This is a genomic window from Mesosutterella porci (assembly GCF_022134585.1).
GTDB classification, from domain to species: Bacteria; Pseudomonadota; Gammaproteobacteria; order Burkholderiales; family Burkholderiaceae_F; genus Mesosutterella; species Mesosutterella porci.
Map to the genome: position 1 here is coordinate 29,480 of NZ_JAKNCT010000004.1, position 11,792 is coordinate 41,271.

Below are 11,792 nucleotides of genomic sequence, written 5' to 3' on the forward strand. Positions count from 1 at the left end.
ATAAGGGCCTCTGCCACAGCCCAACTTTTCCCTGAACCGCGGCCTCCGTAAAACACCTTGTAGCGATGCGGGGCCCAGAGCTCAGAAAAAGGGTTACTTACCGGTATCTTTGTGGGCCTCAACGACCTCGCGCATCTTGGCGTAAACCGCGTCCATGCCCTCACCAGTGTTGCCTGATTTCACCTCGGCAATCACTTTATGGCGGTCGCTGAAGCGGGAATCGTCTCGTATCGCGGCCTCGCGGGCGAGCTCCTGCATGGCGACCTTGTAGCCATCGACAACGCCCTTGGGGAAACTGACGGCTTTTTCTTCGTGCGCTCTTGTTTTCTCAATCAGCTCATCAACCAGCTCCATGCGCCGGTCGTCGTACAGATCAGCGCTAGCCCGCCTAGCCTCGATGATAGCCGCAAGAAAATCGGGGTACTTGTGTTTCCATAATCCCAGCGTTCTCACAGTCGGCATTCCGGGCATTTGGCTAATTTTCGTTTCTGATAGGCCATCCCTTATTTTGGATAGAACATTTTCGGCCAAATTATTGCTGTAGAGGGTTGGCCGACCTCCTTTGTTTTTGCTGGAGGCCGCATGTGGTTTATTTTGCATCTGGCACTCCTTTAATGTAAAATCGCTTCTTGAAAGGTTGAGATGACCTCGGCACTCAAATTTTTGCAGCGGATCGAAAGATCATTCGAAAAGGAAGTGGAGGCTCTCAGCTAAAAGGCCGAGTGAGTAGGCTCTGCGAGCGCCAAGCAACCTACCACGCGGCTTTTTCGTTATTCAAATCTGACGCCTATCAACTCAATTTCTTCATCAATCATTTCGTCGGTGTGCCTAATTCGCTTGTAAAAGGATTTGGACTTATACGTAGCAGAGCCTTCAACGTTCACGTTATGCAAGTTAACAGGCTCTCTGGTGCCCGCCACACGCATTAAATTAAAAGACGTTGCCGTTCTTTTCTTATTAAAGAAAAAGAAACCGGATGTAGTAAAAAATTCTTGTCCTTTGTGTTTATTCTGCCCGGGGTCGGACCAGCCGACAGATAGGATACTTGCTTGATAGTTAATTCTAATTCACTGATAATAAAACAAAATTAAGAAAACCTCTCCTTAAAACATCCCGGAAATGAATTCATTTCCCACTCTGTTTCCCTCATTTGTACAGGAAAACACATGAAACGAAAAGATTATATTTCGCAACTAATTGATTTTTAACGTTTTGCAATCGGCATACATTCAATTCAAGCTGCCAGATACATAAAACAGGCCGGAAATGAAGTTATTTCCATAGCCATTTTAGCGATGTAATATTGAGTATTTACTTTAAATTCATATAATTAAGAATATCTATCAAACAATAGACCTAATTGTTGCCAGGCAAGCACCGGCAAGCCTAGACGGGGACCGCGTTACGATTGCGAGGAAAGCTGTGTTTTACTCCGTAGGCGACATTCTTCCGGAAAGGTGATCCGATCTGCCAGCCCGGAGGCGTCCAAACCGCGGGGCGGGCCCCCGAGCAGCGCGAGGGCGCCCCGGCCCGACCCCCGCCTCTTTACAGGTCATCCACGATGGCGGCGCTTTTCGCGTAGGCCGTGCTCTTCGCCTCGAAAAAGTCCGTCTTCACCATGTTGGCGTTCGAGTACACCGACACCCACTTCATGCTCTCGGGCTCGAACCGGTTGTCCTCGAAGAGGTAGCCGTAGCCCAGGCTGTACCAGCGCTGGTTGCCGAGGAAGCGGATGTAGTCGCGAATCATCGCGGAGCTCAGGCCGCACAATCTGTCTCCGATCACGTACTGCCCCCAGGCGATTTCCTGGCTCACGCCCTCGAGCATCATGCCGCGGTAGATCTCGACCCGCTCGGGGGTGAACATCTCGGGCTGCTCCTTCTGCAGCTCCCGGATGATGTTCCTGAAAAGCCAGAGGTGCGTGTTCTCGTCGCGGTTGATATAGCGAATCTCCTGGGCCGACCCGGGCATTTTCCCGATCCGGCTCAGGTTGTAGAAGAACATGAAGCCCGAGTAAAAGTAAATGCCTTCCAGGATGTAGTTGGCGATGAGAGCCTTCATGAAGGCCGTCTTGTCCTGGTTCTCGTGGAATTCGTTGTAGCAGGTACCGATGAAGGTATTGCGACGCAGCAGGTGCGGGTCCGTCTTCCACTGGTAGAGTATCGAGTTGCGCTGATCGGGGCTGCAGATCGAGTCGAGCATGTAGCTGTAGCTCTGGCTGTGGACGCACTCCTGAAAGGCCTGGATGTGCAGGCAGAGGTTCACCTCGTTGGCCGTGATGTACTCGCTTATGCAGGGCAGGTTGTTGCTCTGCAGCGAGTCGAGGAAGACGAGAAAGCTCAGGATCTTGTCGTAGGCGGTCTTCTCCGCGGGTTCGAGCCGCGGGTAGTCCTTCACGTCCTGCGAAAGGTTGATTTCCTCGGGGATCCAGAAATTGTTCATCGCTTGGCGGTACCACTGGCTGGTCCAGGGGTACTTGAGGTTGTTGAAGTCGTTAAGGTTCGTGGAGTTGCCGCCGATCATCCGGCGCAGCCTCAGGTCGGTGTCACCGTTCGGGTTAAAAAGGCCGTTCCTCTTGATTTTTTCTGACATGCTGGTTTCCTGTCGGTGAATTTTTTTGGGGGGCTCCCTTACGAGGCGCAGCTTTCGCACTCTTCGACCTCGAGGGACTTGCTCCTCACGTAGTAGAGCGTCTTCACGCCCTCCTCCCAGGCCTGGATGTAGAGGGCGAGGACCTGCCTCATTGTGAACTCGTTCGTGATGTAGAGGTTCACGCTCTGCGCCTGGTCGACGTGACGCTGCCGGATCCCGGCCGAGCGAATGCTCCACTTCTGGTCGATCAGATACGCGCTCTTGTACATCCACCAAGTCTTGTTGGAAAGCCCGGGGGCGACCCGCGGCAGCATCGAGCCCTTCTTTTCCTCGAGGAAGAAGCGCTTCATGACGGGGTCGACCCCGGAGGTGGTTCCCGCGATGATCCCGGTGCTGCTGGTCGGGGCGACCGCCATGAGCCAGCCGTTTCGCATGCCCTGGCTTCGCACCTTCTCCCGGAGGGCCTGCCAGGCTTCGGAGACGTAGCCGCGCTTGTCGAAGTAGGCCCCGCTCTGCCAGTCGCTGCCCGGAAATTCGGCGTAGGAGCCGCGCTCCGCGGCGAGATCGCTGCTCGCCTCGATTGCGGCCTGCGCGATCCGCTCGAAGACCTCGTCGGCAAACTGCAGGTGCCTGTCGCTCTCCCAGGGGATCCCGCGCACGGCAAGCGCATGGTGCCAGCCGCTCACGCCGAGGCCTATACCCCGGTAGCGCCGGCTCGTAATTTCCGCATAGGGCAGCGGATAGCGGTTGAGGTCGATCACATTGTCGAGCGCGCGCACCGCGGCGGCCACGATCTCCTTCAGGGCCGCGGGATCCTCGAGCGGAATGCGCCCGAGCACAAGGCTGGCGAGGTTGCACACGACGAAGTCCCCCGGCGTCACGCTGGAGGTGACCACGGTCTCGCCGTCGACGGTCCTCACTTCGGTCTTCGCCTCGCCGATCGCGCTCATGTTCTGGGCGATCTCGGTGCAGAGGTTCGAGCAGTAGATCATCCCCTTGTGCGGATTCGGGTTCGCGCGGTTCACCGTGTCGCGGTTAAAGATGAAGGGCGTGCCCGTCTCGACGGCGGACTTGATGATGAGCCGAACGATGTCGCGGATCGTCATCACGCGCCGGGAGATCCTCCGGTCCGCGACGCACTCGAGGTAGCGCCTTTCCCACTCCTCGCCGTAGAAGTCCTCGAGGTGCCAGCCCTTCGCCCGCCAGACCTCGTCGGGGCAGAACATCGCCCAGGGCTGCCCCAGATCCTCCTTCGCGCGCCGCCAGAAGAGGTCCGGGAAGCACACCGCCGGGAAGATATCGTGCGCCTTCATGCGGTCGTCGCCGTTGTTCGTCCGAATCTGCAGGAACTCGGGAAGGTCCCGGTGCCAGACATCCAGGTAGACCGCGGCGGCCCCCTGCCTCACCCCGAGCTGGTCCACAGCCACGGCCGTGTCGTTCACGAGCTTCAGCCAGCGCACGATGCCTCCGGCCGCGCCGTCAAAACCCCGAATGCGTCCTCCCGCAGCCCGCACCTTTCCGAAGTAAAGCCCCATGCCGCCGCCCCATTTGCTCACCTGTGCGAAATTCGAGACGCAGCGGTAGATCCCCTCGAGCGAGTCCGGTACCGTGTCGATGAAGCAGCTGGAGAGCTGGTGCGCGGGCTTTCGCGCGTTGGCGAGGGTGGGGGTGGCCATCGTGACCTGAAGCCTGCTCATCATGCTGTAGAAGCGCTTCACCCAGCCGAGACGGTCCTTCTTTTCCTTCATCGCGAGGTGCAGCGCGATCCCGAGGAACATCTCCTGGGGCGTCTCGACGGGCTGCGACCCGTCGTGCGGGCGGATAAGGTAGCGCTTGGACAGAAGGCTCAGGGCCGGGTAGCTGAAGAGCCGGTCGCGGCCGTCGTCAATGAAGGCCGCGGCCCGGGCGATCTCCTCGCGCGAATAATGCTCGAGGATGTAGCCCCCGTAGAGCCCCTCGGAGACGAGCCACGAGATCTTTGAGTAAAAGTCCGTGACACCCGCCCGTTGCTCGGCCTCCCGGACGCCGCTCCTCAGCTCGAAGTCGAGCAGGCGCGCGGCGATCATCTCCCATAAGGGGGCCTCCGCGGTGGTGAGCTCCTCGGCCGCGGCGATGAAAGCGCCGAGTCGGGTGCGGCTCCCGCCGCCTTCCTTTTCCATCCCGGCCGCCTTGCGCCTCAGCACCTCAAGCGAATAGAGAGGCTGCGGAAAGTCCCGGGCGATGCCCTTCCACACGGGCTCGGAGGGCGCGCCCCCGGTGAGCTCCGAGAGCTCCTTCACAAGCCTTCTCTCGCCGGAACGCTGCTCGCGGTAGAGGATGTAGCGCTTCGCCTCATCGAAATAGCCCCGCTGCATCAGCTGCCGCTCGACGAGGTCCTGGATGCGCTCCACCTCGCGCATCTCTTCATGGGCCTCAAGCTGCGCGCGCACAGCGCTCACAATCCCGGCGGCGTCCCCCGGCTTCGGCCCGGTGCCAGCCGCCCGGAAGCATTTCTCAAGGGCGAGCGCGATCTTTTCCCCGATGAAAGGCTCGGCGCAGCCGTTTCGCTTGCGAATCGTAAAGGACGGTCTTTTTTCCATCTTCGTTTTCCTGTCCAAGGGCGCATGCGCCCGTCGGGCGGGCCGGCTTCAGAGGCCGCTGGGGCCGCCCGCCGCGGACCCTGCCGCAGCGGGGCCGGATGAAGCCGGAACCGCAATCAATAGTTAATGAAATTCACTGAGAAACAAAATGTAGTGACTTTATCATGGCGCAGCCCTTCCTACGCCTTGGAGAAAACCCGCCTTGACGGCGTTCGGGCGAAGGGAAAAGAAGGTCTTGAACCCTGACCCGGAGGCAGCCCGCGCGGGGCTCCGGGGGCGGAAAGCCGAAAAAAAGAAAGCGGCGCTGCCAGGGGCCACCCCCTAATACGCGGGATGCCGGAAGCGCGAAGGGGAAAAGGCGGCGCCTGCCCCGGGCGGGGCGGAGAAGCCGGACGCCGCGCGGGCCGGCGGGAAATGCCCCGGCCGGCCCGCGGTAAATTTGCTGCTGCGTTTCTTAGAACTTGTGGACGAGGCCGCCGCCCACAAGGGCCGAGTTCGGCGTCCGGTCAAGCTTCTTTGCCTTTTCCTGGGTGTAGCCGCCCGCCACGTAGACGCTGGTCCTCTTGCTGAAGGAATAGCTGTAGCCCACGGTCGCGTACAGGCGCTGGAACTTGTCGCTCGAGTCGTCGACGTTCTTCGCGTCGCGGTAGCCGACCTCAGCCATAGCGCTGCCGCCGCACAGCGGAGCCTTGACGCTCGCCGACACGCCCCAGCCCTTCACCGGGATCGAGATGAGGCCGAAGAAGTTCAGGTCCGAATCGTCTGTGATCAGTTGGTTGCCGAAGTAGGTAGCCTTCGCGTAGGCGGTGAGGAAGCCGAAGTTGTAGTTGCCGCCCAGCACGACGCTCCAGCCGTCGTCGAGGCCCGGGTGTTCGGCGTTGCCCCACATCGTGTAGTCGCCGGTGAGCACGAGATCGAGGGCGCCGTTGTTGTAGTTGAGACCCGCGGCGGCATAGCGGTCGGCGCTCGACTTGCCTTCGACCCCGTACGTGTCCTTAGCGTTGCCCTTGAAGGAGTACATCGCCTCAGCCTTCAGCCCGGCGATGGAAGGAGAAACGCAGGCGAGCGTGTTGTCGTAGCGCGTCCAGAGGTGCCCGGAGGAGTTGTGGGTCCCGAGCGCGGAGAAAGATGAGCCCAGGGGGGAAACGCTCCCCAGAAGGCCGATCGTGCCGATATCGGAATTGATCGAGCCCAGGCGCCCCGCATAGAGCGTTCCATAGGCCCCCGAGACTTCTACCGTGGCCTGGCGCCCGAAGAGGCGGCTACCCTGACTGCTCGTGCCGGCATCCGAGGCGAAGCCCGACTCGAGCACGAAGCCCACGCGGACGTTCCCGATGTCCTCCCCGCCTTTAAGCCCCCAGCGCGAGCCGGTGTTCCAGCCGGACTCCATCGAAACGGTGTCGACCGAATCCTTGCCCGGAGCGTCCGGATTCACGTGCTGGTAAAGAAGCCCGGTGTCGATGCGGCCGTACAGGCTGACCGACGGGACCGCAAAGGCCGATGCGGCAAAAGCTCCCAGAAACGCCGCTGCAATGAGTGTTTTTTTCATGACTGTCCTTTTTCTCTTTGAATGTGATGAAAACAAAACTCTTTTACCATTGTTCCCCCCGGAGGGGGTGAATATCCATATATCCATATATTCATAGGATTAGGCAATCAGGGAAAACGCAAGAATATGTCCATTATTTATCAAAATTGTTTCTGAAAAAACTCAGAGTATTTAAATTCTCTTTCTTCAATAAGCTAAAAAGTTAATCCCAGGGGCAGGCCCGCCGCAGCACGCAGGTGAACCGGCTTTTCGCAGGAGTAATTCTTCCTGGATAGAGACTTGGCATTTTCAGGCAAAACAGCTGCCCGGTCAGGGCGCGGCGGCAGGATGCCCTTTTCCTTCCTTCGCGCGTCAGCCCCGCTCGGTAATTACTTTGAAACAAATTAAGAGGAACTGTTTTCACTCGCCTTCGTACAATAATCGCCTGACAGTCTTTCTTTTTTACACATTTTCCGCTTCGGCTTCTAAGACACACGGCATGAAGAAAACAGCTCTCGCCCTATGCGCGTCCCTGCTTCTTGCGCTCTCCGCGGCAGCGCAGGCCGCCTCGGTAGGCGACATGATCGAGCGGGTCCTCAACTGGGGGCGCACGACGCTCGGGCCCAAATCCGTCCAGACGGAGCCCAACCCTTTTTCCGCGCGCTCCTTCATCAACCTCAAGGACGACTCCATTGAGATCTCGCCCGCGCAGAAAACCTTCCACACCGAGCTCATCAAGCAGGCGAAGGCGACCGAGTCCCTCTACGCGAACAACCCGTCCTTCGAGAAGTTCTACCGGCTCTACCTCAACAACATCGTGAGCTTCAACAACAAGGTGGCCTCGCGCTACAAGGAAAAGCAGATCTTCGACGGGTCGGTCGCCGGGCGGGCGATCGAGCAGGAGCTCGCCTTCAACGGCTTTTCCCGCGCCTCGCGGGAAAACGAGATCCCGGACTTCGAGCTCACGCCAAACTACGGCTTCTTCCGCCTCCTGCCCTCGCTGCCGCGCGGCTGGGCCGCATATTTCGCGCTGATGGACGAGGCCGCGGGCAAGATCCCGTCGGTCAATTCGAAAAAGGAAGGCCCCGCACCGCAGAGGCTCGGGCGGTTTCTCCTGGGGTCCGACGCCTTCCTCAAGGCCTACCCCAACTTTCCCTACGCCTACGAGATCCGCCAGCTCTACGCGGCCGCCCTCACCTACTTCACCCACAACCCTGAGATCGCCCGCAGCGGCGCAAAGCGCGAGCACTATCTCGAGGCCTACGCCGACTTCCTGAAGGAAGGGCCGGAGACGCTCGCCGCGCCCTTCGTGCGCCAGGCCGCCTCCCGGGTGAAGTCCCGCGACTACGTCTACTCCGCTTCGGAAAGGATTGAAATCGCGACCGCGCTCGGGCTCTCGGCGCGCTGCCAGCTTGTGCGCTGAAAGAGCGCGCGGCCCGGGCCCGCGGCGGCGCGGTCTTTTTTCCACAAAGGAGAAAACCGTGAACGAAGAAAAAACAGCTGTCGGCCCGGAGGTCGCCCGCGCCTTTGAGGCGCTCAAGACCCTGCCCGCCGTGAAGGAGGCCCTGCGGCTCGTGCGCGAAAGGCTCCCCGAGACGATCGAAGTGCAAAAGGAACTCGCGCTCATCGAGGCGCCCTCGCGCCACGAGCAGAAGAAGGCCGCCCGGTACGCGGAGCTGCTCCGCGGCGCGGGGCTTGAAGAGGTCGAGACTGCTCCGAGCGGCAACGTCTTCGGCTTTGTGCGCGGCGGGGGCCGCACCGGCTCTTCGGTGCTTCTCGAGGGGCACCTCGACACGGTCTTTTCCTTTGGCGACGTGAAGGGCCTCTTCGTGGACGCCGAAGGCCGGATCCACTGCCCGGGCATCTGCGACGACACGCGCGCTCTCGCCGCGAACCTCGCGGTGCTCAAGGCGCTGCGCGCCTGCGGGATCCGCCCCCACCACGACCTCGTGTTCGCCGGGACCGTGTGCGAGGAAGGCCTGGGCGCGATGGACGGCATGAAGCGGCTGCTCGGCGAGGACCTGCCCGCGCGCACGAAGCTGCTCGCCTCGATCTCGATCGACGGCGGCAGCCGCGGTACCTTCTACGCCAACGCGACCGGGATGGTCGACTGGCAGGTCGACTACGAGGGCCCGGGCGGCCATGTCTGGACAGCATGGGGAGAGCCGAGCGCCGTGCACGCCGCGGCCCGGGCGGCCGCAAAGCTCGCGGACCTGGAGCTCCCCGCCGAACCTAAGACCGTGCTTTCGGTCACGCTGATCGAAGGCGGCCAGGCGATTCACGGCATCGCCTCCCGCGCCTCCTTCAAGGTGAACGCCCGCTCAAACAGCGCAACGGTCCTCGAGCGGCTGAACCAGAGGATGCAGGAGCTCTTTCAGGCCGGAGCCGATGAGGAAAACGCCCGCTGGGAAACTCCCGGCCGGATCCGGATGTCGTGCAGGAAAATCCTCGACATCCCGGCCGGCTCCCAGCCCGAGTCCTCGCGCATCGTGCAGGCCGCCAGGGCGGCCTCGCTCGCCGCGGGCGTCCAGCCCCGGCTTCTGCCCGGCGGCTGCACGAACGGCAACATCGCAATTGCCCGCGGCATTCCCGCCGTCACGCTCTCGCGGGGCGGTGAGGAGTTCGGCACGCACACGCTCGCCGAATGGTTCGACCCGCGGGGAGTGTGGGTGTGCGAACAGCGTTCTCTGCTGCTCCTGCTCGCGCTGGCCGGAGTCGAGGGAGAGCTCGCCCCGCTCGACCTCAGGGTCTGACCGATGCTTCCACAGAAAAGGGGGCTTGTCCGCCCCCGCTCCCCAGGCCCTCCCGGCGCCGCCGCAGGCGACAAGAGCTCCCTTGCGAGCGGCGGGCGCTGCCATTTTTCCTGCATTACAAAATTTTGCTGTAACCTTGGGGCCACATTTCCACAGAATCTGTGAATAATAGCGGGTTTCGCGACAAAAATCCCCATTGTTTCTAAGGGCTAAACCAGCATGCCTATTTTTTAGGCAGCTCCATATGTCCTGACGTAAGGGCGGCAGAAGGCGCAGGGCGCTCTCTTTTGGGCTATGCTCGCCCCACACGGGCGCAAGCCTCAGGGGCTGCGCCCTCCGCTTTTTCCTTGAGGATGCCATGCTGGACTGGCTTTTTAAAAAGAGAGAGCGCGGGCTCACGGCCGAGCAGCTCGCCGAGGATCTCCAGAGCGGGGCGCACGAGGCCTGCGGGCTGTCGCTCGCGCGCGTCGCGCTGCTGTTCATTGACGAGCCCGGGGTCTTTGCCTCCTACGAGGACGAGGCGAGCCTGAAGCTTGTCACGCCCTCGAGCGAAGTCCTCCTCACGGCGCGCGCCGCGAAGACCGGCCCCGGACAGGCCGAAGCCTCGGACCTCGTCGTCACCTCGGGCGTCCCCTCCCTCGTGAGGAAGCGCTTCCCCTTCAACCCGCGCACCGAAAACGCGATCAACGCTTTCGCTTCCTGCGGCGCGCTCTACTGCGCGGGCAGCGGCGAGCTGCGGGTCGGCAGCCGCATCCGGATCGGGCGCTGGAGCGAGGCAGCAGGGGCAGCCGTGAAGGAAGCAGCGCTCGAAGCCCCGAAGGCACTCTTCACGGGCTTTGTCGCCTCCCTCACCGGCCGCGGGAGCGCGGACGCCTCCGAGCCGGCCTGGAACGCCGGGGATTTCAGGCGGTGGGCCTCGGACTGGGCCGCCGCCCTGAAGGAGCCCTCCGTCACAGATTCCGGGCTCGAGGGGAAGCTCTCCGGCCCCGGGGGAGCGGGAACGCGGCTCACGCTTCGGGCCTCTCGCCACGCGGCCCTGGGGCCCGGGCTCGCCATCGAGCTGCAGCTGCCCGCGAGGCAGCCCTCCGAAGCCCTCGCCTGGCAGGCGGCCCTTGATCTGAACCGCCTTGCAATGGATGCGGCCGCCCCCTTCACGCAGGCGGGAGCCTGGTATTCTCCGGGGGGCAGCGCCCTTGTCTTCCGCCGCTTCATCCCCAGCCGCCTGAAGCCCCTCCTCGGGGATCTGGATGGGCTGCCCGAAGAGGCCGCCCGGCGCACGCTCTGGGCCGAGGAGGCGCTGCGCCGCTGAAAAACTTCGGGGCCGTCCGGGCGGTGCTATCCTTCTTTTTCGGACGCCACTGTTTCCCCGGACGCGGCGGGCCGCTCCGCCGCGGCTATCCGCCCGCGTCAAAAGGGACCGGCTCCTTTCTGGAGAGCGCTCTTATGAAAGACTTCAGCCATGGCTTCCTGTACGGCGCGATCGCGGGCGACATCGCGGGCAGCCCCTACGAGCACTGCCGCGCTCCCCGGACGATCAACTCGTACGCCGGGCCGCTTTTTGCACCCGCCTCTCGCTTCACCGATGACACGGTGCTCACGCTCGCCGTGGCCGAAGGCCTGATCGAAGGCGGAGGCGATCCGCAGAAGACGCCCTCCGCGCTCATCGCCTCGATCCGCCGTCTCGCGCTCCTCTACCCGAATGCGGGTTACGGCGTGCGCTTCAAGCTGTGGCTGCGCTCCGAGGACCCCCGGCCCTACAACAGCTTTGGCAACGGCTCGGCGATGCGGGTCTCCCCCGCTGGCTGGTTTTTCGACAGTCTGCCGCAGACTGAACGCTTCGCGGAGATCGCCGCCGCCGTGACCCATAACCACCCGGAGGGCATCCGCGGAGCCTGCGCCGCGGCCTCGGGCATTTTCCTCGCGAGAACCGGCGCTTCGGCTGAGGACATCCGATCCTATATCACCGAGCGCTACGGCTACGATCTTTCCGGATCCTTCGAGGCCTTCAGGGCCTCGGCCCGGCCCTCCGCCACCTGCATGGACACACTGCCCATCGCCTTCATGAGCTTTCTCTCTTCGGACAGCTTCGAGGATGCGCTGCGGCGCGCGATCTCCTTCGGCGGGGACACCGACACCCAGGCCGCCATCGCGGGGAGCCTCGCCGAGGCCTACTGGGGCGTGCCCGGGCCGGTCCGCGAAGCGGCCCGCAGCAGGCTCCCGCAGCCTCTGCTTTCGATCCTCGACCGCGTCGCGGCGACAAAGCCCGGAGGCCTTTCAGCCCCCGCCCGGGAAAAAGACGGCCCCGCAGCCGCCCAGACCTGATAAAGGGAGGCCGCAGCC

Annotated in this window: 8 protein-coding genes; 4 read left to right on the forward strand and 4 right to left on the reverse strand. The window is 62.2% G+C overall.

The genetic code is table 11. The annotated features are described in order from the left end of the window. Positions 1 to 93: 93 nt before the first annotated feature. The 4 genes from MAF45_RS03945 to MAF45_RS03960 all read right to left on the reverse strand — a co-directional run bounded on the left by MAF45_RS03945 (position 94) and on the right by MAF45_RS03960 (position 6,720). The gene (locus tag MAF45_RS03945; protein ID WP_326520669.1) at positions 94 to 600 is read right to left on the reverse strand and encodes a terminase small subunit-like protein; all 507 of its coding nucleotides are present in this window, start codon (positions 598 to 600) and stop codon (positions 94 to 96) included. A gap of 945 nt (positions 601 to 1,545) precedes the next feature. Next, positions 1,546 to 2,592 (reverse strand): ribonucleotide-diphosphate reductase subunit beta, encoded by a 1,047-nt coding sequence (locus MAF45_RS03950; RefSeq protein WP_237978254.1) that lies wholly within the window; start codon positions 2,590 to 2,592, stop codon positions 1,546 to 1,548. Between the two features lie 38 nt (positions 2,593 to 2,630). Further along, positions 2,631 to 5,171 carry a ribonucleoside-diphosphate reductase subunit alpha gene (locus MAF45_RS03955; RefSeq protein WP_237978255.1) on the reverse strand — a complete coding sequence of 847 codons (2,541 nt, stop codon included), beginning with the start codon at positions 5,169 to 5,171 and terminating at the stop codon, positions 2,631 to 2,633. 454 nt (positions 5,172 to 5,625) lie between these two features. After that, on the reverse strand, positions 5,626 to 6,720 hold the full coding sequence (locus MAF45_RS03960) for a porin (protein WP_237978256.1): 1,095 nt from the start codon (positions 6,718 to 6,720) through the stop codon (positions 5,626 to 5,628). Positions 6,721 to 7,198: 478 nt separating this feature from the next. Between MAF45_RS03960 and MAF45_RS03965 the strand changes: the two genes are divergently transcribed. From MAF45_RS03965 to MAF45_RS03980, 4 genes are all read left to right on the forward strand, one after another. Next, the gene (locus tag MAF45_RS03965; RefSeq protein ID WP_237978257.1) at positions 7,199 to 8,122 is read left to right on the forward strand and encodes a hypothetical protein; all 924 of its coding nucleotides are present in this window, start codon (positions 7,199 to 7,201) and stop codon (positions 8,120 to 8,122) included. Positions 8,123 to 8,180: 58 nt separating this feature from the next. Further along, a complete protein-coding gene (locus tag MAF45_RS03970; RefSeq protein ID WP_237978258.1) occupies positions 8,181 to 9,452 on the forward strand; it encodes a M20/M25/M40 family metallo-hydrolase in 1,272 nt (423 codons plus the stop codon). Positions 9,453 to 9,810: 358 nt separating this feature from the next. Next, positions 9,811 to 10,761, forward strand: a complete 951-nt coding sequence (locus MAF45_RS03975; RefSeq protein ID WP_237978259.1) for a hypothetical protein — start codon at positions 9,811 to 9,813, stop codon at positions 10,759 to 10,761. A gap of 134 nt (positions 10,762 to 10,895) precedes the next feature. After that, positions 10,896 to 11,774 (forward strand): ADP-ribosylglycohydrolase family protein, encoded by an 879-nt coding sequence (locus tag MAF45_RS03980; protein ID WP_237978260.1) that lies wholly within the window; start codon positions 10,896 to 10,898, stop codon positions 11,772 to 11,774. Positions 11,775 to 11,792 lie beyond the last annotated feature (18 nt).

What these genes read in the sequence shown, in the direction of transcription:
- MAF45_RS03945 (WP_326520669.1), bottom strand. Translation starts at nt 600, where the DNA reads ATGCAAAATAAACCACATGCGGCCTCCAGCAAAAACAAAGGAGGTCGG.
- MAF45_RS03950 (WP_237978254.1), bottom strand. Translation starts at nt 2,592, where the DNA reads ATGTCAGAAAAAATCAAGAGGAACGGCCTTTTTAACCCGAACGGTGAC.
- MAF45_RS03955 (WP_237978255.1), bottom strand. Translation starts at nt 5,171, where the DNA reads ATGGAAAAAAGACCGTCCTTTACGATTCGCAAGCGAAACGGCTGCGCC.
- MAF45_RS03960 (WP_237978256.1), bottom strand. Translation starts at nt 6,720, where the DNA reads ATGAAAAAAACACTCATTGCAGCGGCGTTTCTGGGAGCTTTTGCCGCA.
- MAF45_RS03965 (WP_237978257.1), top strand. Translation starts at nt 7,199, where the DNA reads ATGAAGAAAACAGCTCTCGCCCTATGCGCGTCCCTGCTTCTTGCGCTC.
- MAF45_RS03975 (WP_237978259.1), top strand. Translation starts at nt 9,811, where the DNA reads ATGCTGGACTGGCTTTTTAAAAAGAGAGAGCGCGGGCTCACGGCCGAG.
- MAF45_RS03980 (WP_237978260.1), top strand. Translation starts at nt 10,896, where the DNA reads ATGAAAGACTTCAGCCATGGCTTCCTGTACGGCGCGATCGCGGGCGAC.